Source organism: Huintestinicola sp. (genome assembly GCF_050874005.1).
In the GTDB taxonomy this organism is placed as follows: Bacteria; Bacillota; Clostridia; order Oscillospirales; family Ruminococcaceae; genus Huintestinicola.
In genome coordinates, this window is the sequence record NZ_JBNMJV010000032.1 from 13,144 (window position 1) to 32,023 (window position 18,880).

The window sequence follows — 18,880 nt, forward strand, 5'->3', positions numbered from 1 at the left end:
TCTGATATGATTATAATATAATATTGTAAACAAGTCGGTTGTTTTTACAACGGAAAAGAGGCTTTTGTGGAGAAATATATTCCAATATTAAAAAGAACGCAGCTTTTTTCGGGAGCAGACGAAGATGAAATTAAAGCAATGCTTTCCTGTCTGCAGGCAAAACTGTGCACCTATGACAAAGGTGAATATGTTTTAAGGCAGGGCGAACAGATCGGAAATATAATGATACTTGTTGAAGGCAGGCTGCATATCCGTCGTGACGATTACTGGGGCAACCGCAGTATAATAAGTATGGTGGGCGTGGGAGAAATGTTCGGCGAGGCTTATGCCGCACCCGAAAGCGGTCCGCTGTTAAACGACGTATTTGCCGTGGAGGACAGCGCCGTAATATTTTTTGATGTAAAAAGAATAATAACAGTTTGCCCCACGGCGTGCAGATTTCACTCAATAGCCGTACAGAATTTATTTTTTGCAATATCCGAAAAGAACAGAAAGCTTGTCCGTAAGCTGGGGTATATGTCCAAGCGCACTACCAGAGAAAAGCTTATCGCATATCTTTCCGAGGAAGCAAAGCGTCAGGGCAGCAGTACGTTTTCCATACCCTTTAACCGTCAGCAGCTTGCAGATTTTCTTTCGGTGGACAGGAGCGCAATGTCCAACGAACTGTGCAAAATGCGTGATGATGGGCTGCTGGAGTTTGAAAAAAACAGATTTGTACTGCATTAAGAAAATGTTTTGTATATCGCAGAACGGCAAACCGTTCCATACGGAAGCGATATTTCCGTATGGGGCGGCTGATTTTTTAAGAGTGAATATTTTTTTCAAAAAAGCTATTGACTTTTACCCAAATTCGGATTATAATATAAAACATCTGAATTCGGATAAAATTGCGTACTATGTCATCGGAGGACTGACCATCGCAATGGTCAAGTCGAGGCAAAGATGTCGGGTGAGCCCGGTTATTGTAAAAGATAACCGGGCTCTTTTTATTTTTGGAAAGGAAGTATGGAAATGTCAAGAAATAAGCTGATCTTTAAGAATGTTGCGCCTGCAATTCTTGCAAATGCCTGCGTGTTCCTGTTTTCTGTGGTAGACGGTATCTTCGTGGGGAACGGCGCAGGGATACAGGCTCTCGGAGCGGTAAATCTCGCCCTGCCCTTTGTGCTTGTGACCAATGCTCTCAATGCAATGGCAAGCATTGGTGGAGTTACAATTACCGCCATACGCTTCGGACGAGGAGATAAGGTCGGAGCGCAGAATGCTTTTATGCACTCTTTCACAATAAGCCTTATGATTGGTCTTCTTGTAATGCTGGCAGGCTGCGTTTTCACAGCACCTATGTGCAGTCTGCTGGGAGCGTCGGAAAGCTATGCCGGAATGGTACAGGATTATGTGTTCTGGTGGGCGCTTTTTTCCGTGGCAAATTCACTTTCTCTGAATTTGCAGTCATTCTGCCGAAACGATGGTGCTCCCGGACTTGTGGCAGTCACGAATGTCATCACAACAACGGTGAATATCTTTCTCGACTGGCTTTTTGTATTTCCAATGCAGAAAGGCGTTATGGGTGCGGCTGTTGCAACTGGCATATCCCAAATCGTGGGACTGCTTATCATTTCCACCCATTTTATATTCAAAAAGGGAAGCCTTGCTATCGGCAGATACAAGCCGCAGGCGAAGCTGTACAGTAAAATAATTTTCAGAGGACTTCCCGAAGCCATAGCACAGTTTTCCACACCCGTCACCACTCTGTGTATGAACTACACTCTTATGGCAGCGTTCGGAGATATAGGCATAAACGCATTTTCAATTATCTCCTATCTTTCGTCCTTTACAATGGCGGTATTTTTCGGAGCGTCCGAGGGAATGCAGCCCCTGTTCGGTCAGGCATACGGCGCAAAGAAAGATGACGACCTGCGGCATTATTACCGTGCAGGACAGCTTATAAGCGTTATCGGAAGCGCACTCTGCGTTGCGGTTTATGTTATCTTTCCTCACACACTCTGCAAACTGTTCGGAGCCGAGGGCGAGACTCTCGAATACACGGCGGCGCATATGTGGGAATACTGCTGGGGATTTATCGTAGGAAGCGTCAACACTCTGATATCCGCATATTTTTACTCTACAAAGCGCTCGGGGCAGGCAATTGCTCTCAACGTAATACGCAGTCTTGTTATGAATACCGTTATCATCACATTTCTCCCGAAGATATTTGGAAACGGCATAGTATGGCACACCTTTGGGATTTATGAGGCACTTGTGCTTGTTATAGCGATCGCTCTCAAAAAATCTTCGGAGAAAAACGGAGTAGTTTATAAATAAACGGAGGATAAAAAATCATATGAAACAAAATGAAAGCTTTACCGAGGGACGGATATTTTCACCCCTGATACGTTTCGCTCTGCCCGTGCTTTTTGCGCTGTTTTTGCAGACGATGTACGGCGCAGTTGACCTGCTAATAGTGGGACAGTTCGGCGGAGAGCTTGCAGATGTGTATGTATCTGCGGTATCAACGGGAAGTCAGCTTATGCAGGCGATAACCGTAGTTATCACAGGACTTGCAATGGGACTTACCGTTTTCGTGGGAACAGAAATAGGTGCAGGTCAGCGTGAAAAGGCAGGCAAAATAATAGGAAGCGGCATATTCCTGTTCGGCGTAATAGCCGTAGGAATAGCCGCAATAATGGTCTGCACCGCTCCGCTGCTTGCAAAAGTAATGCACGCCCCCGAGGAAGCCTTTGATGAGACCGTTTCCTATATAACCATATGCTCGGCAGGAGCAGTATTTATCGTAGCATATAATCTGGTGGGCAGTATTTTTCGTGGAATAGGCGATTCAAAAATGCCGCTCATAACAGTTGCAATTGCCTGTGTGCTGAATATCGCAGGCGATATGCTGTTTGTGGCAGTCTTTCATATGGGTGCGTCGGGAGCGGCTGCGGCAACGGTATTTGCTCAGGCGGTAAGCGTGCTTATCTCGCTTCTGATGATCCGCAGGCGTAAACTTCCCTTTGACCTGTCGGCAAAGGATATAAAGCCGCAAAAAAAATTTCATCGGGGAAATGCTTCGGCTGGGTATTCCCATTGCCTTACAGGACCTGCTTGTAAATATCACTTTTCTTGTAATAATCGCCATAGTAAATTCTCTGGGACTGACCGCTTCGGCAGGAGTGGGAGTTGCCGAAAAGCTCTGCGGATTTTTAATGCTTGTCCCATCGGCATTTATGCAGTCAATGTCCGCCTTTGTGGCGCAGAATATAGGCGCAGAGAAGCCACAGCGTGCAAAAAAGGCATTGCTTTGCGGAATAGTATCTTCACTTGCTGTGAGCGTGATAATGGCATACTTTACATTTTTCCACGGCGACTTGCTTGCAGGTATATTCGCAAAGGACAGGGATATCATACTTGCAGCAGCTGATTATCTTAAAGCCTATGCCATAGACTGCCTGCTCACTTCATTTCTGTTCTGCTTTATCGGCTATTTCAACGGCTGCGGCAAAACCACCTTTGTTATGCTCCAGGGAATAATCGGAGCCTTTGGCGTGAGACTTCCCGTGTCCTGGCTGATGAGCAGGCAAGCCCGGGTATCGCTCTTTCACATAGGACTTGCCACACCTGCCTCGTCCGTTGTTCAGATAATTCTGTGCGGCATTTATTTCATAGTACTGCTTCAGAGCGGGCGCAGGCCTGCACAAAAGGTCAGGTCGTCTTGAACTCCACCGAATTTATCACCGCATAAATATCCTCAAGGGAGTTCATATCCATCATTAAAGTATAGCTGTAATTAAGGTCAGAAACAGGGTAAGCATCAAATACTGCTTCATATTTTGTAAAATCGTCCGGGTCATCGGAGTTATCCGTTATGTAAAGTATACCGTTGATATCCTCCGACTCATAAACATATATATTGTCATAATTTGAGAATGCGGATACTTTGAACGTTCCGAGAATAGTAAATGCAGTTGCTTTGCCTATGTCCCAGAAGCTGTAATCTTCCTTATCAAGCAGTGCGATACATTTGTATGCAGCAAACTTTGAGTTGGGAATACCGTTTCCGAAACTCTCAAAAGCGTCAACCATTTTCTTGAAGGTCTTTTCATCGGGGATATTTTCATCATCTTCATACATAGAGTGATCGGTCAGATCCAGAACAGTATCATCGGGCTTAGCAAACATCAGAACATATTCTTTTGTATCGTCCTGCGAGTAGATATACGGAATATGATCTTTTTCTTCGGTAGGCTGCTTTTCAAGAACGTATCCCGACGGGATATCAAAGGCAATATATTCATTTTCCGTTCTTACAAAGCTGTCGTTTCTCACATCGTATTCGTCAAAATATTCCCCCTTGCAGTTTTCAAAGTCGGGAAAAATAAATTCCTCCACCATTTTGCTCAAAGCCACACGGGGCAGTATCACCCATATTACAATGCCGAGTATCAGCACCGCTGCCACAATGCAGGAAATAATTATTTTGGTTTTCTTTTTCATTCTATGTACCCCTTTCCCCAAATTCTGTAAGTAAAATTCTGCCAAAATAACCGTTAAAATTATATTACCATATTTTCACCCAAATGTCAATTAAACCGGAATAATAGTTTCATTAAAACAGAATTAAAAAAATCCCCGCCTGCAAAAGACGGGGATTTCTGCGTATATGAATTACTTTGCGTATTCGATAGCTCTGCTCTCTCTGATAAGATGAACCTTGATCTGACCGGGATAATCCATCTCGTTTTCGATCTTGGCAGCGATCTCTCTTGCAACGAGAGCCATTTTTTCATCGTTGATCTGCTCGGGAACCACCATAATTCTGACTTCACGTCCTGCCTGAATAGCGTAGGATTTCTCAACGCCCTCATAGGAGGTGCAAATTTCCTCAAGCTTCTGGAGACGCTTGATGTAGTTCTCGTAGTTCTCGTTTCTTGCTCCGGGTCTTGCGGCGGAAATAGCGTCAGCAGCCTGAACGAGAGCAGCAACAACGGTCTTTGTCTCAACATCGCCGTGGTGAGCCTCGATAGCGTGAATGACCTCGGGGCTTTCCTTGTACTTGCGGCAGACGTCAACGCCTATCTGAACGTGAGAGCCTTCGATCTCGTAGCTGAGAGCCTTGCCGATATCGTGAAGCAGACCTGCACGTCTTGCAAGATTTGCGTCAACACCAAGCTCGGAAGCCATAATGCCCGCCAGGTGAGCCACCTCGATGGAGTGGTCGAGAACGTTCTGTCTGTAGGAAGTTCTGTATCTGAGACGTCCGATAAGACGTACAAGCTCGTGGTTTATGCCGTGAACATTGGTCTCGAGTATTGCTCTCTCGCCCTCCTGCTTGATACGGTGTTCAACCTCGCGCTTTGCCTTGTCCACCATTTCCTCAATTCTTGCAGGGTGGATACGTCCGTCAGCAATAAGCTTCTCAAGAGCGATTCGTGCCACTTCACGTCTTGCAGGGTCGAAGCAGGAAAGAGTGATGGCCTCGGGTGTGTCGTCAATGATAAGCTCAACGCCTGTGAGAGTTTCGAGGGTGCGGATATTTCTTCCCTCACGTCCGATAATTCTTCCCTTCATCTCATCGCTGGGAAGGGGAACAACGGAAACCGCTGTCTCAGCCACCTGATCGGCGGCGCACTTAGCGATAGCAAGGGAAATAAGATTTCTCGCCTTGTCCTCGCATTCGTCTTTGAGCTGCTGCTCATACTGCTGGATCTTCAGAGCCTTCTCGTGAACAAGCTCATTTTCAAGCATCGAGAGCAGGTGCTCCTTAGCCTGATCCATAGTGAACTGGGAAATTTTCTCCAGCGTTTCCATCTGGGAGTGCTTGATCCTGTCGGCTTCTTCAAGCTTTTCGTCAGCGGCTTTCAGCTTTTTCTGGAGCTGTTCGTCCTTTTTCTCGAGAGTGTCGTTTTTCTTGTCAAGGTTTTCTTCCTTCTGCTGAATGCGTCTTTCCTGACGGGAAAGCTCGTTTCTGCGTTCCTTGATCTCTTTTTCAAGTTCGGTGCGGCTCTTGTGAATTTCGTCTTTAGCTTCCACAAGAGCGATTTTCTTTTTGCTGTCGGCTTCTTCTTTGGCAGCTTCGATGATACGCTCAGCCTCTTTTTCGGCGGAGCCTATAGCGGATTCTGCCTGAGACTTGCGGTAATTTATGCCCGCTTTAAAGCAGATAAAGCCCGAAACAGCTGCAGCCACAACAAATATGACCACATAAATGGCATACTGCAACAAAAAAACCTCCTTTTCCTGATACTAAAAAATATGGTAATCGCTTCGGAGGTCGGTGAAGCTCATAAATATTAAATAAACCGCTTGTTTGGGGAAAGTAACCTGCTTAAAATAATTTTACCGAAAACGTATATCTTTACATAAGCCAATAATAATATCCCGAAAACTGAGCGAGCCGAATAAAAACGGAACGGACGGCTCATAATATATATAAACTTCAACGATCCGCAGGGATATGCGGAAAACGGCTTGAAGCGATAATGTAAAAGCAGTTTCTATAAATGGCAGAGGGCATTATGAAAATTCAGCCGACTGCCGAAAATATTTTTACTGCAGACACAATATTATTGTAATATAAATTTTTCCTCTTGTCAAGGAATTTTATATAATTTAACACTATTACCTAATAAAATTGCAGTTTTGCTGTACAAAAATACCGTTGACATACGGCTCGGTTAGTGATATCATATATACGTATAGAATTTCAAATCGTTGAAGAGAGATCCGTTTTGTGAAAAGGCTGTTTTCAGAGAGCGCCCGGCATAGGCTGAGACCGGGTGCGGCAGTTCATAGTATCGGTACCGCTCTCTGAGTCCGCTTAATAGGCGGCGGCTGCCCCCGTTACAGGGCGAATGAGGCGTTTTACACTAAGGTAAAACGTGAAAACGGGTGGAAACACGGTAATTTATCGTCCCGAGGCAATGGCTTTTTAACAAAAGCCTACGCTTCGGGGCGTTTTATTTTTATGGAAAGAAGATCATAAGAGATGAACCAGTTATCAGACCTTTACACAAGACTTTCGGGACTTGCGGTGTTCCGAGGGGTCTTAAAGCTAAAAACTATGGGCAGGCTTATGGATATGCTCAGAGAGCAGACCCCCGCTTCGGTGGGCGAATTTGTAAACTCCCTCTACAGGCACGGCTCCAACCTTTCAAGCTACATCATCAAGGCAGTCACCGAGGACGAGAACACATATCTTTTGCGAAAAGCCCGCCGTGAGCCCATCCCCCCCGTAATGGAGACCGCCGTCCGCAAGGAGCTGGGACTTTTCAGCGAGATATCAATGCTCACCACCGAAAATGTCCGCACCGCAATGGGATATATGGGCTATCTTCCCGAGTGGGAGAATACAAACCTTGATTTCGGGGCAATTTACGCCGACAGGATAGACAAGCTTTTCACCAAGGGCTATGGCATATTCGCAAAATATACCGCCTTTATGCTGAAAGACCACGTAATAACCCCCGTCCTGACCCCCGACCCCCAGCGTCTCTCACAGCTCCCTGCCTATGAGACACAGCGGAAAATGGTAATTGACAATACTCTTGCCCTTATAAAAGGACGTCCTGCCGCAAACTGCCTGCTTTACGGCGACGCAGGCACGGGAAAATCCTCTACCGTAAAGGCTGTGGTGAATGAATTTGCCGACAGAGGACTGAGGCTTATCGAGCTTAAAAAAGCCCAGCTCCACGAGCTTCCCGATGTTATGGAGAGCATAGCTGACAATCCCCTTAAATTCATCATCTTCATAGACGACCTTTCATTTTCTTCCGATGACGCAGACTTCGGCGCACTTAAAGCCGTTCTTGAAGGCTCTATATCCTCCAAGGCTTCAAATGCGGTCATTTACGCCACCAGCAACCGCCGCCACCTTGTGAAGGAAAGCTTTTCCGACCGTGACGGCGACGATATCCACGCAAGAGATACCCGAGAGGAGCTTGCCTCCCTGTCCGAGCGCTTCGGCTTGAAGGTAACGTTCCTCAAGCCCGACAAGGATACATATCTGAAGATAGTCGAGTATCTTGCAGGTCAGTACGGCATTACAATGGACAGAGACGAGCTTTTCACCAAGGCAGAAGCCTATGCCCTCCGCAGAAGCGGACGAAGTGGACGTGCCGCAAGACATTTCGTGGAAATGCTCAAGGCAGGCGAGCCGGAAAATCAGCAGTAAGGAGTGTAAAAAAATGAAAATACGTAAGCTTGCAGCCCTTTCCGCAGCCCTTGTTCTTCTGACAGCCTGCGGTTCCTCCGCAAGCACATCGGATACACAGGAAAGCGCCCCCTCGGACACATCGGCAGTCTCCGAAAGCGTTACAGCTGCCGAGAGCTCGGAGCTTTCCGAAAGCGAAGCAGCACCGGAAACAGAGGAAACCGACACCGAAACCACTGCCATACTCACCAATAGTATGGAATATAACATCTCCTCCCTCAAGGGCCCCACCACAATGGGAATGGTAAAGCTGATGTCCGACAGCGAAAAGGGAGAGACCATCAACAAATATAACGTGTCTATATATGCCACCGCCGACGAGATAGTGGCAGGGGTGGTAAGCGGCAATACAGACATTGCCAATGTTCCCGCAAACCTTGCCGCTGTGCTTTACAACAAGACAGAGGGCAATATAAAGACCGCCGCTGTAAACACCCTTGGCGTTCTTTATGTAGTCACCTCGGGTGAGGAGATAACCTCTGTGGCAGACCTCAAGGGCAAAACGGTCTATTCCACAGGCAAGGGCACCACTCCCGAGTATGTTTTAAACTACATTCTCAGGGCAAACGGTCTTGAGCCGCAGACAGATGTTACCATTGAATACAAGTCCGAAGCAAGCGAATGCGCTGCTGTAATGGCGGAGAGCGAAAATGCAATAGCAGTTCTCCCCCAGCCCTATGTGACCGCCGCACAGCTCCAGAATGAGAAAATTAAAATCGCCCTGAGCCTCACCGACGAGTGGGACAAGGTCAGCGAAACTCCCCTCATCACAGGCGTGACCATTGCACAGAAAAGCGTTATTGAGGAAAATGAAGTTGCTTTTGCTGATTTTATCGGTGAATATCAGGCTTCTGTTGATTTTGTAAATGAAAACACCGATGAAGCCGCCGAACTCATAGGAAACTATGATATTGTGAAAGCCCCCGTTGCAAAAAAGGCACTGCCTTACTGCAATATAACCCTTTTAAGGGGTGAGGATATGAGAAGTGCCGTAACAGGCTATTGGAATATCCTCTTTGATGCCGACCCAAAGTCTGTGGGCGGTAAGCTCCCGGATGATAATGCTTTCTATACGGAAATGATATATGAATAAGTCTGACAAAAAAGACTTTTTTCAAAAAGCTTTGAGCATATTATTCTGGCTGATACTCTGGCAGTTCGCCGCAATGCTCCTTGACAAGCAGATAATCCTTGTGACACCCGTTGCCGCAGTTAAAAGGCTTTTCGAGCTTTGCTTTGAAGCGGATTTTATAAAGACCGTCCTTAACTCCTTTCTGAGAATTGGCGGCGGCTTCTTTGCAGGGGTCATAGCGGGAACGGTTTTGGCGGTGCTGTCGCAAGCTTCTTCCTTTGCAAAAGCAGTTATTTCCCCAGCAATGTCGGCGGTAAAGGCAGTTCCTGTGGCAAGCTTTATAATCTTTGCCCTGTTTTTTCTGAAAAGCTCCGCCCTGTCCCTTCTCATCTCATCACTTATGGTAACGCCGGTCATATATGAAGCCGTAAGCAAGGGAATAGAAAATGCCGACGGTCAGCTTGCCGAAGCGGCAGAGCTTTTTGAACTCAGCGCCGCAAAAAAGGCAAGATACCTCTATTTTCCCTCGGTAATGCCCTTTCTCACCGCAGCATTCAGAACGGGAGCAGGGCTTGCATTCAAAAGCGGAACGGCGGCAGAGGTCATAGGACAGCCGGATTTTACGCTTGGTGATATGCTCTACCGCTCAAAGATATATCTTGAGACCGCCGACCTGTTTGCCTGGACGATCGTGATAGTTTTGCTTGGAAAGCTGTTTGAGCTGCTTGTGACGAGCTTGCTTGACTGCGTGTATAAGCGTTCTCAGCATTTGAAAATAAACCAAAACCTTAAAGGGGGTGTTTGCTCCGATGAATAATACAAAACGCTTTTCTGAGGAGCGGCATACCGTTACGGCGGTAAATGCCGCAGAGTTTACAATATGAAATAATTTTAATAAAGGAGAATAAAGAAATGATAAAGCTTACACTCAAAGACGGCTCCGTAAGAGAAGCCGAGAGCGGAATATCCGCCGCAGAAATTATCAAGGGAATCGGAATGGGTCTTTACAAGGCAGCCTGCTGCGTAAAGCTTGACGGAGAGGTCTGCGACCTGAGAACTCCCGTGGAAAAGGACTGCACCTTTGAAGTCTGCACCTTTGACTCCGAAGAGGGCAAAAAGACCTTCTGGCACACCGCTTCCCACATTCTGGCACAGGCTGTAAAGCGCATTTATCCCGAAACCAAGCTGTCCATAGGTCCCTCTATCGACAACGGCTTCTACTACGATTTTGACACCGACCACCCCTTCACCTCCGATGACCTTGCAAAGTTTGAAGCGGAGATGAAGAAGATAGTCAAGGAGGGCATAGAGATATCCCGTTTCGAGCTGCCCCCCGCCGAAGCAGAGGCGAGACTCACCGAAATGGGCGAGCCTTACAAGGTAGAGCTTTGCAAGGAGCACAGCGACAAGGGCGAGAACATCAGCTTCTACAAGCAGGGCGATTTCACCGACCTCTGCGCAGGCCCTCACCTTATGTCCACCGCACCCGTAAAGGCATTCAAGCTCACAAACTGCACAGGCGCATACTGGAGAGGCGACTCCAAGGGCAAGCAGCTCTGCAGAATTTACGGCACAGCTTTCCCCAAGGCTTCCGAGCTTGAGGAATATCTCAAAAAGGTGGAAGAGGCAAAGAGCCGTGACCACAACAAGCTGGGAAGAGAGCTTGAGTATTTCACAACTGTTGATTATATCGGTCAGGGTCTGCCCATACTTCTTCCCAAGGGCGCAAAGGTGATCCAGCTTATGCAGAGATGGGTGGAGGACGTGGAAGCAAAGCACGGCTGTATGCTCACCAAGACCCCCTATATGGCAAAGAGAGAGCTTTACAAAATTTCGGGACATTGGGATCACTACCTTGATGGTATGTTCGTGCTTGGTGACCCCAACGACGAGGAAAAGGAGTGCTTTGCCCTCCGTCCTATGACCTGTCCTTTCCAGTATCAGGTATTCCTCAACCGTCAGCGCTCCTACAGAGACCTGCCTATGAGACTTACCGAGACATCTACTCTGTTCAGAAACGAGGACAGCGGCGAGATGCACGGCCTTATCAGAGTAAGACAGTTCACCATTTCCGAGGGACATTACATTCTCCGTCCCGAGCAGCTTGAGGACGAGTTCAGAGGCTGTCTTGAGCTTGCCAAGTATTTCCTTGGCACCGTAGGACTCCTCGAGGACTGCACATTCCGCTTCTCCCAGTGGGATCCCGCTAACCCCAAGAACAAGTACGAGGGTACTCCCGAGCAGTGGGAAGAGGCTCAGGCTGCAATGAAGACGATCCTTGACGATCTGGGCGTTGAATACACTATCGGTATCGACGAAGCCGCATTCTACGGACCCAAGCTTGATATCCAGTACCACAATGTTTACGGCAAGGAGGACACTCTCGTAACCATTCAGATAGATATGCTCCTTGCACAGCGCTTCGGAATGGAGTATGTGGATGTTGACGGCACAAAGAAGAACCCCTACATTATCCACCGCACAAGCCTCGGCTGCTATGAGAGAACTCTTGCATACCTTATCGAGAAATACGGCGGAGCACTTCCTCTGTGGCTGTCTCCCGAGCAGGTGCGTATCCTGCCCGTAACAGACAGAGCAAAGGAATACGGCGAGGGCATTGCCGAGAAGCTTGACAGTATGGGCATAAGAGTTACCGTTGACAACAGAAACGAGAAGATAGGCTACAAAATTCGTCAGGCTCAGCTTGAGAAGATACCATATTTCTTCATTGTCGGCGACAAGGAAGTGGAAGACAACACCGTTTCCCTGCGTTCGAGAAAGGACGGAGACTTAGGCGCATCGCCGCTTAACGACGTTATTTCCAAGATAATCGAGGAGAATGCTTCCAAGGCAAGATAAAAACAACATAATTCCGGACTGCCGCATATCCTGCGGCAGTCTCTTTAGAGAGGATAAAAGCTATGAAGCTGAAACCCTATTCAAGACGGGTGTATTATTACGAAACAGATAAAATGGGCATAGTCCACCACTCAAATTATATCCGCTGGTTCGAGGAAGCAAGAGTTGACCTTATCGAGCAGGCAGGACTGCCCTTTCAGTACGTTGAAGCGGAGGGGCTGATGACTCCCGTTCTCTCGGCTGAGTGCGAGTATAAGCTGCCCTTTAAATTCGGGGACGTATTTCTGGTCAAGGCGTATATCCCCGATTTCGGCGGAGCGAGATTTTCCGTTACCTATGAGGTCACCGACCCCGAGGGAACAGTCCACGCCACGGGTAAGACCACCCATTGCTTTGTGGATATGGATATGCGCCCCGCAAGGATAAAAAAGACCCACCCCCACGTTTACGAGGTCTACGACGAGATATGCAGAAGCTCGGAGGGACTGTATGATGAATAAAAGGCTTGCGGCAGTATGCTTTGCGGCAATGCTGCTCACCGCCTGCGGTACAGGCAAAGCCGCTCCCGAGGTAAGCAAAACCGAGGAGACTACCGTTTCCGAAACGGAAACATCGGCAGAAACTCAGCCCGAAAGCGTTTCCGAGACAACTTCCGAAACTGTCGGCGAAACCGAAGCCGAAACAACGGAAGAAAGCATAACCGAAGCTCCCGACACTTCCGCCGATTACAGAGAGTTCTACAAGGAAAAGCTTGAGGAATTTAAAAACGAGGAGTATTCCACAAATCCCGCCTTTGACCTGTTTGATATGGACAATGACGGTATACCCGAGCTGTTTATGTCTCACGATGATTACCACGCAGCAGGAGTATTTGCATATTCTTTCAAGGACGGCATACTTGTTGACCTTTCGGGTGACGGTTCTGCATACGGCTCTTACGGCATAGTGGCGGTAAGCAGCGACGGATATCTGTCAAGTTCCTATTCGGGAATGGGCATTGCATTTGACAGCTTTTACCGTCTTAACGGCAGCAGCCTGGAAAAAATAATGTACACCGAAATGGGAGAAATACCCAACCAAGACGATCCCGATATCATTGACACATATTATATGGTCAATGACGAAAAGGTCTCACAAGAGGAATACAGCGCTGTCATAAATGAATATGACGACCATAACTGGTTGATCGTCGGCAGAGGCAATCCCATTGACGACGAGACCATAGAAGCCGTTTTTTACGCCGAAAATTAAGGAGATCTTATGCAGACAGTAGAAATATTCACCGACGGCGCCTGCTCGGGAAATCCCGGTCCCGGGGGCTGGGGAGCAATACTTCGAATGGGCGAGCATTACAAGGAGCTTTCCGGAGGCGAGCCCGATACCACCAACAACCGAATGGAGCTTACCGCTGTAATAGAAGCCCTTTCCGCCTTGAAACGCCCCTGTCACGTTATCCTCACCACCGACAGCAAATACGTATGTGACAGCATATCAAAGGGCTGGGCGGCAGGCTGGAAGAAACGGGGCTGGATAAAGGCGGACAAGAAGCTGGCTCTCAATTCCGACCTTTGGGAAAAGTGCCTGTCCCTTCTCGATATCCACGATGTGGAGCTGAGATGGGTCAAGGGTCACGCAGGTCACCCCGAAAATGAGCGCTGCGATGAGCTTGCGGTCATAGAGCGGGATAAAAACGCACGATAAAAAATAACAGCGGCAAATGCCGCAAAGCAAAGATAAAAACACAACGTGATTTATTCACAGTTCCGGTCGGTAGTCCGGACGTGCTTATTTAATACTAATCTTTAACCAACCTATAGACAAATTCGACAGCTATAACGCCGCCTTTGTCTACAGAACGATTAAAGATTAGTATAAGCATAAGTAACCTTCCTCCTTGGTCGTCCGTTCTTTGCTTCATTTTTTAAGGAGGAATTACAATGGACAAGACAACAGGAAAACTGGAGGTTTTTTTCGAGGACCCGTTCTGGGTGGGAGTTTTTGAGCTTTACTCCGAGGGAAAGCTGACAGTTTCAAAGGTAACATTCGGCGCAGAACCGAAAGACGGAGAGGTATATGATTTTATTCTGCACAATTACTATCGCCTGAAATTCAGTCCCCCCATAAAAGCCGAAGGCATAAAAGAAAGCCCGGGCAATCCCAAGCGTCTGCAAAGGGAGATACGTAAGGAATGTCAGAAAAAATTTATCGGCACAAAGTCACAGCAGGCATTAAAGCTTCAGCACGAGCAGTTCAAAGCGGAGCGGCAGGCTGTCAGCAGGGAACAGAAGGAAGCCGAAAAGCAGCGCCGTTTTGACCTTAAACAGCAGAAGCGAAAGGAAAAGCACAAAGGCAGATAAAAAAGTGTCTCTTACCGCCGAAACGGTGAGAGACACTATTTTTTATATATGGAACACCTTACTTAACAGCTGCAAGCAATGCATCAATTCTGTCAGTCTTTTCCCAGGCAACGCCCAGATCTTCACGTCCCATATGACCGTAAGCCGCAAGCTGACGGTACTGAGGCTTTCTCAGCTCAAGAGTCTTGATTATAGCCGCAGGACGAAGGTCGAATACCTTTCTTACAGCATCGCTCAGCTTTTCGTCGGATACCTTTCCTGTGCCGAAGGAATCAACCATAATGGAAACAGGCTCCGCAACGCCTATGGCATATGCAAGCTCAACCTCGCACTTGTCCGCAAGACCTGCCGCAACGATGTTCTTAGCCACATATCTTGCCGCATAAGCCGCACTTCTGTCTACCTTTGTGGGGTCCTTGCCCGAGAATGCTCCGCCGCCGTGACGGGAATATCCGCCGTAGGTGTCAACGATTATCTTTCTTCCCGTAAGACCGCTGTCGCCCTGAGGACCGCCGATAACAAATCTGCCTGTGGGATTTACAAAATATTTGGTGTCAACAAGAAGCTCTGCAGGGATAACGGACTTTATGACCTTTTCGATAATGTCCGCTCTTATCTTTTCAAGGGAGACCTCGGGAGCGTGCTGGGAGGATACGACAACGGTGTCAACTCTCACAGGCTTGTTGTCCTCGTATTCAACAGTGACCTGAGTTTTTCCGTCGGGACGGAGATATGGCAAAATGCCTGTCTTTCTCACCTCGGTAAGCTTCTTAGCGAGCTTGTGGGCAAGGGAGATGGGCATAGGCATAAGCTCGGGAGTCTCGTTGCAGGCAAAGCCGAACATCATACCCTGATCGCCTGCGCCCGTGTCGAAATCGTCCTTCTTGGAGCCGTCACGATACTCGAGAGCCTCGTCAACGCCCATAGCGATATCGGGAGACTGCTCGTCGATAGAAGTCACCACCGAGCAGGTGTGACCGTCAAAGCCGTACTTTGCTCTGTCATAGCCGATGTCGATGACTACCTGTCTCACGATCTTGGGGATATCCACATAGCAGCTGGTAGAGATCTCACCCATACACATTACAAGACCCGTAGTGGTGCAGGTCTCGCAGGCAACTCTGCCTGCAGGGTCATTTTTAAGTATCTCGTCGAGAACAGCGTCGGAGATCTGGTCGCAGATCTTGTCGGGATGTCCCTCGGTAACGGATTCCGATGTAAAAAGATATTTTGACATTTTAAACCTCCATTAAACTTAACTAAAAAAGACACCCGAAAAACGAGTGCCTTACAAAAAGTCAGATTTTGTAATTTCCTCATCTCTCGGAAAACTTCCGCAGGAATTAGCACCTTACTTACGCCGCATAAAACAGCATAATCAGGTTGCCGGGCTTCACAGGTCCAGTACCTCAGCCACTCTTGATAAGGTTTTATCATTTTGAATTATAGCATATATGTGAGGCTATGTCAATAGAGATGAGAAAATTTCCGCAGATTTCCGAAAAAAATCAATTACAAGTCAATATTATTGACAAAAAAATCATTTGTGTGTTATAATTATATAATAAAGCTGACTGTATGCAAAGAAAAAATAATGCAGAACTGCACACCATTATTATGTCGGAATATGATATAATTTAGAAAATAATGCTGATCTGCACAACAATAAAGAATTATAATTACAAACATAAGACGAGGTGAACCGGTATGTCGGTCAGGCGCAGTCTGTGCGGAAACTGTTTTTCTCCTATGAAGGGGGATAAATGCAAAAAATGCGGCTATACTGAGACCCGTACCTTTTCCGAGCACGACGCACTTCCTGTGGGAACTAAGCTGAACGGCCGCTATATCATAGGAAAAATACTTGGCAGAGGCGGTTTCGGCATTACATATCTTGCCTACGACGAGAACGAAAGCAAGGCTGTGGCGGTCAAGGAATACTATCCCGATGCGGCGGTGCGTGCAGAGGACAACATCAGCGTTGAGCCTATGACATCTTATCAGAGCGATGAGTTTTCTGAAGGTCTGGAGCGCTTTTTCAGGGAAGCAGATATCATACGGAGCTTCAGGGAGAGCACCGATATACTTGGACTTTACGATGTTTTCCGAATGAACGGCACGGCGTATTATGCTATGGAGTTCTTTAACGGGATATCCCTCAAAAGCTATATAAGCGGCGGAAAAAAGCTTACGGAAGGGCAGGCTGTGAACATTGCAGAGCAGCTTCTTCCCGCATTGTCGGTCATACATAAGGGCGGCATACTTCACCGTGACGTTTCCCCCGACAATATTATGCTCTGCACAAACGGCAGAGCAGCTCTTATTGACTTCGGCTCCGCCCGTATCCTTGCAAACAGCGAGCGTCAGAATATGTCGGTAATTCTGAAAGACGGCTTTGCCCCTATCGAACAGTATCAGCGTGAGAGCAATCAGGGCAGCTGGACGGATATCTATTCCTTGGGAATGTCGCTTTATTACAGCATTACGGGAAAATCTCCCGATAATCCCATCATACGCATTGAAGACGACAGCGCTTTCTTAAAGGAAACGGACAAGCTTTCGGAGGATATGAAAAAAATTCTCCGAAAGGCGTGCGCCGTCAGAAAAGAGGACAGATACTCACAAGCCGATGAAATGCTTGAAGATATAAAAAGCTGTCCCATAACCCCCGAGGAGATAGAGCTGACTATTGAAACTGCTCCTCAGACCAATGTGAAAAAAGTCAGGAAAAAGAAATGGCTTATTGCCGTTATAGCGGCGGCAGCAGCAGCGGTCTCATCGGCAGCGGCGTTATTATGGTCTGATGCTCCTTCGGAGGTCAAAATAGGCGGCGAAATGTTTTCTCTTGATTCTACCGAGCTTTATCTGCAGAACAGGGAGCTTACAAATTCTCAGATATCAAATCTCAGGCATATGAAAAAATTAAAGTTCCTTGATCTGAGCAACAATTTCATAACCGATATGTCCTGCCTTGACGGGCTGTCGGAGCTTGAATACATCTGTTTCGACAACAACAATATTTCTGACATAAGCTTTATGCGCTCTATGACGCATTTAAAGCATATAAGCGGGAACAACAACAGTATTTCGGATATTTCGGTGCTAAGCGGTCTGACCGAGCTTGAGAACGTGTTTCTGGGGGATAATTACATTACCGACATATCGCCGCTGAAAAACAGCAGGGGGCTTGTTTATGTTGGCTTTGACGAAGCTAAGATAGGAGATATCGGGGTGCTTTCGGGAATGACAAGGCTTAAAATGGCAGGCTTTTCGGGCTGCGGGCTTGAGAGCATAGAGCCGCTTCGGGACTGCAAAAGCCTGGAGCTTGTTTATTTCGGCAGAAACCGGCTGACGGATGTATCTCCGCTGGCAGGCTGCAATATAAAGGAGCTATATCTTGACAACAATCTCCTTTCGGGACATACCGACAGCTTTGCGGGAATAACCTTAAACGGCTTTGCCTGCGTTGAGGGAAACGGCTTTACCGAAGAGGAGATAGAGAATATAAAAAGTCAGATGAACGGTGATTACACTATCTATTATTAGGAGCTGACATAAATGCAAACAGCTGATATCGAAAGAATGATAAAAAGGACGAAAAATCTGAATATGGGTGTTATCGAGGCAAATCCGCCGCCCACATTCAGCGAATATGTTCTCAGCCTGCTGGAGGAAAAGGGGGTCAAGCGAAGCCGCCTTATCCTTGCACTCAATATGGACAGAAATTACGGCTATCAGATACTTAACGGCACCCGTATCCCCACCCGTCAGCAGATAATACATATGGCGCTTTTCCTGGGGTTGGACGTGGCGCAGACCCAGAAGCTGCTGACCCTGGGAAAAAGGGAGGCACTTTATGTCCGCCGCCCCGAGGATGCCAAAATAGTCCATTGCCTTGAGCATAAAATGTCCTATGAAAAGGCGTGCGAATTTATATGGGAAAATGAATGATCTTTATAAGGCTCTGTCCCGACGGACAGGGCTTTTTTATTATGACGGATAATGCAGCTTTGCACACCATTTTTCGGAAAAATATGTTACAATGATTATAATATCTATGGGCATTTTTCGGAAAGGAATGATTTTTGTATGATGACCGTTTCAGATAAAAAGCTGTGCCCGTGCTGCTTTGCGGAGATAACCTCGGAGCCCTGCTGTGAATGCGGCTTTTCTTCCGCAGGATACGTTGCCGACCCTGCCGTTCTGCCCTGCGGAAGTATGCTCCAGAAAAGATATATAGTGGGCAGGGTTATCGGAAAGGGCGGCTTCGGCATAACCTACCTTGCCTATGACACAAAGCTTGAGCGCAAGGTGGCGATAAAGGAATTTTATCCCTACGGACTTGCCACAAGAAATATTGGTGATACTGTTGTGATCGTTTCAAACGAG

At 47.3% G+C, this 18,880-nt stretch carries 16 protein-coding genes, 2 pseudogenes and 1 riboswitch; of the genes and pseudogenes, 15 read left to right on the forward strand and 3 right to left on the reverse strand.

The window, feature by feature from the left end; translation table 11 throughout:
* Positions 1-66: 66 nt before the first annotated feature.
* The 4 genes and pseudogenes from ACR0QN_RS10570 to ACR0QN_RS10585 all read left to right on the forward strand — a co-directional run bounded on the left by ACR0QN_RS10570 (position 67) and on the right by ACR0QN_RS10585 (position 3,710).
* Positions 67-726: a Crp/Fnr family transcriptional regulator gene (locus tag ACR0QN_RS10570; protein ID WP_432651183.1), complete on the forward strand. Its 660-nt coding sequence runs from the start codon at positions 67-69 to the stop codon at positions 724-726.
* Between the two features lie 285 nt (positions 727-1,011).
* Positions 1,012-2,319: an MATE family efflux transporter gene (locus ACR0QN_RS10575; RefSeq protein WP_432651184.1), complete on the forward strand. Its 1,308-nt coding sequence runs from the start codon at positions 1,012-1,014 to the stop codon at positions 2,317-2,319.
* Positions 2,320-2,431: 112 nt separating this feature from the next.
* Positions 2,432-2,992 (forward strand): annotated as a pseudogene (locus ACR0QN_RS10580) (MATE family efflux transporter); the annotation flags it as partial.
* A gap of 67 nt (positions 2,993-3,059) precedes the next feature.
* On the forward strand, positions 3,060-3,710 hold the full coding sequence (locus ACR0QN_RS10585; RefSeq protein WP_432651185.1) for an MATE family efflux transporter: 651 nt from the start codon (positions 3,060-3,062) through the stop codon (positions 3,708-3,710).
* Here the strand turns inward: ACR0QN_RS10585 and ACR0QN_RS10590 are convergent.
* Together ACR0QN_RS10590 and rny are read right to left on the reverse strand one after the other, a co-directional pair.
* A complete protein-coding gene (locus ACR0QN_RS10590) occupies positions 3,697-4,488 on the reverse strand; it encodes a hypothetical protein (RefSeq protein ID WP_432651186.1) in 792 nt (263 codons plus the stop codon). The genes ACR0QN_RS10585 and ACR0QN_RS10590 overlap by 14 nt on opposite strands.
* Before the next feature lie 171 nt (positions 4,489-4,659).
* Positions 4,660-6,213: a ribonuclease Y gene (rny, locus tag ACR0QN_RS10595; protein ID WP_432651187.1), complete on the reverse strand. Its 1,554-nt coding sequence runs from the start codon at positions 6,211-6,213 to the stop codon at positions 4,660-4,662.
* 766 nt (positions 6,214-6,979) lie between these two features.
* Between rny and ACR0QN_RS10600 the strand changes: the two genes are divergently transcribed.
* The 8 genes from ACR0QN_RS10600 (at position 6,980) to ACR0QN_RS10635 (ending at position 14,491) form a co-directional block, all read left to right on the forward strand.
* A complete protein-coding gene (locus tag ACR0QN_RS10600) occupies positions 6,980-8,164 on the forward strand; it encodes an ATP-binding protein (protein WP_432651188.1) in 1,185 nt (394 codons plus the stop codon).
* Positions 8,165-8,177: 13 nt separating this feature from the next.
* Positions 8,178-9,296 carry an ABC transporter substrate-binding protein gene (locus ACR0QN_RS10605; protein ID WP_432651189.1) on the forward strand — a complete coding sequence of 373 codons (1,119 nt, stop codon included), beginning with the start codon at positions 8,178-8,180 and terminating at the stop codon, positions 9,294-9,296.
* Positions 9,297-9,327: 31 nt separating this feature from the next.
* A complete protein-coding gene (locus tag ACR0QN_RS10610) occupies positions 9,328-10,092 on the forward strand; it encodes an ABC transporter permease (protein ID WP_432651190.1) in 765 nt (254 codons plus the stop codon).
* A 95-nt stretch (positions 10,093-10,187) separates the two neighbouring features.
* Positions 10,188-12,134, forward strand: a complete 1,947-nt coding sequence (thrS, locus tag ACR0QN_RS10615) for a threonine--tRNA ligase (RefSeq protein WP_432651191.1) — start codon at positions 10,188-10,190, stop codon at positions 12,132-12,134.
* 62 nt (positions 12,135-12,196) lie between these two features.
* The gene (locus ACR0QN_RS10620) at positions 12,197-12,634 is read left to right on the forward strand and encodes an acyl-CoA thioesterase (RefSeq protein ID WP_432651192.1); all 438 of its coding nucleotides are present in this window, start codon (positions 12,197-12,199) and stop codon (positions 12,632-12,634) included.
* Positions 12,624-13,385, forward strand: a complete 762-nt coding sequence (locus ACR0QN_RS10625) for a hypothetical protein (RefSeq protein WP_432651193.1) — start codon at positions 12,624-12,626, stop codon at positions 13,383-13,385. Before ACR0QN_RS10620 ends, ACR0QN_RS10625 begins: the two co-directional genes overlap by 11 nt.
* 9 nt (positions 13,386-13,394) lie before the next feature.
* A complete protein-coding gene (rnhA, locus tag ACR0QN_RS10630; RefSeq protein ID WP_432651194.1) occupies positions 13,395-13,835 on the forward strand; it encodes a ribonuclease HI in 441 nt (146 codons plus the stop codon).
* Positions 13,836-14,071: 236 nt separating this feature from the next.
* Positions 14,072-14,491, forward strand: coding sequence for a YjdF family protein (locus ACR0QN_RS10635; protein WP_432651195.1), 420 nt, complete (start codon positions 14,072-14,074; stop codon positions 14,489-14,491).
* 58 nt (positions 14,492-14,549) lie between these two features.
* Here the strand turns inward: ACR0QN_RS10635 and metK are convergent, their stop codons facing one another.
* Entirely contained in the window at positions 14,550-15,728 is a 1,179-nt protein-coding gene (metK, locus tag ACR0QN_RS10640; RefSeq protein WP_432651196.1) for a methionine adenosyltransferase, read from the reverse strand.
* Between the two features lie 76 nt (positions 15,729-15,804).
* Positions 15,805-15,920, reverse strand: a riboswitch (SAM riboswitch).
* 320 nt (positions 15,921-16,240) lie between these two features.
* Here metK and ACR0QN_RS10645 point away from each other — a divergent pair.
* From ACR0QN_RS10645 to ACR0QN_RS10655, 3 genes and pseudogenes are all read left to right on the forward strand, one after another.
* Entirely contained in the window at positions 16,241-18,037 is a 1,797-nt protein-coding gene (locus tag ACR0QN_RS10645; RefSeq protein ID WP_432651197.1) for a protein kinase domain-containing protein, read from the forward strand.
* 12 nt (positions 18,038-18,049) lie between these two features.
* Entirely contained in the window at positions 18,050-18,442 is a 393-nt protein-coding gene (locus ACR0QN_RS10650; RefSeq protein WP_432651198.1) for a hypothetical protein, read from the forward strand.
* A gap of 138 nt (positions 18,443-18,580) precedes the next feature.
* Positions 18,581-18,880 (forward strand): annotated as a pseudogene (locus ACR0QN_RS10655) (serine/threonine-protein kinase); the annotation flags it as partial.

Bases quoted from the DNA above. Each gene is read 5' to 3' on its own strand.
- ACR0QN_RS10600 (WP_432651188.1), top strand. From the start codon at position 6,980: ATGAACCAGTTATCAGACCTTTACACAAGACTTTCGGGACTTGCGGTG.
- ACR0QN_RS10650 (WP_432651198.1), top strand. From the start codon at position 18,050: ATGCAAACAGCTGATATCGAAAGAATGATAAAAAGGACGAAAAATCTG.
- ACR0QN_RS10635 (WP_432651195.1), top strand. From the start codon at position 14,072: ATGGACAAGACAACAGGAAAACTGGAGGTTTTTTTCGAGGACCCGTTC.
- metK (WP_432651196.1), bottom strand. From the start codon at position 15,728: ATGTCAAAATATCTTTTTACATCGGAATCCGTTACCGAGGGACATCCC.
- ACR0QN_RS10645 (WP_432651197.1), top strand. From the start codon at position 16,241: ATGAAGGGGGATAAATGCAAAAAATGCGGCTATACTGAGACCCGTACC.
- thrS (WP_432651191.1), top strand. From the start codon at position 10,188: ATGATAAAGCTTACACTCAAAGACGGCTCCGTAAGAGAAGCCGAGAGC.
- ACR0QN_RS10620 (WP_432651192.1), top strand. From the start codon at position 12,197: ATGAAGCTGAAACCCTATTCAAGACGGGTGTATTATTACGAAACAGAT.
- ACR0QN_RS10575 (WP_432651184.1), top strand. From the start codon at position 1,012: ATGTCAAGAAATAAGCTGATCTTTAAGAATGTTGCGCCTGCAATTCTT.
- ACR0QN_RS10605 (WP_432651189.1), top strand. From the start codon at position 8,178: ATGAAAATACGTAAGCTTGCAGCCCTTTCCGCAGCCCTTGTTCTTCTG.
- rnhA (WP_432651194.1), top strand. From the start codon at position 13,395: ATGCAGACAGTAGAAATATTCACCGACGGCGCCTGCTCGGGAAATCCC.
- ACR0QN_RS10590 (WP_432651186.1), bottom strand. From the start codon at position 4,488: ATGAAAAAGAAAACCAAAATAATTATTTCCTGCATTGTGGCAGCGGTG.
- ACR0QN_RS10625 (WP_432651193.1), top strand. From the start codon at position 12,624: ATGATGAATAAAAGGCTTGCGGCAGTATGCTTTGCGGCAATGCTGCTC.
- ACR0QN_RS10585 (WP_432651185.1), top strand. From the start codon at position 3,060: ATGCTTCGGCTGGGTATTCCCATTGCCTTACAGGACCTGCTTGTAAAT.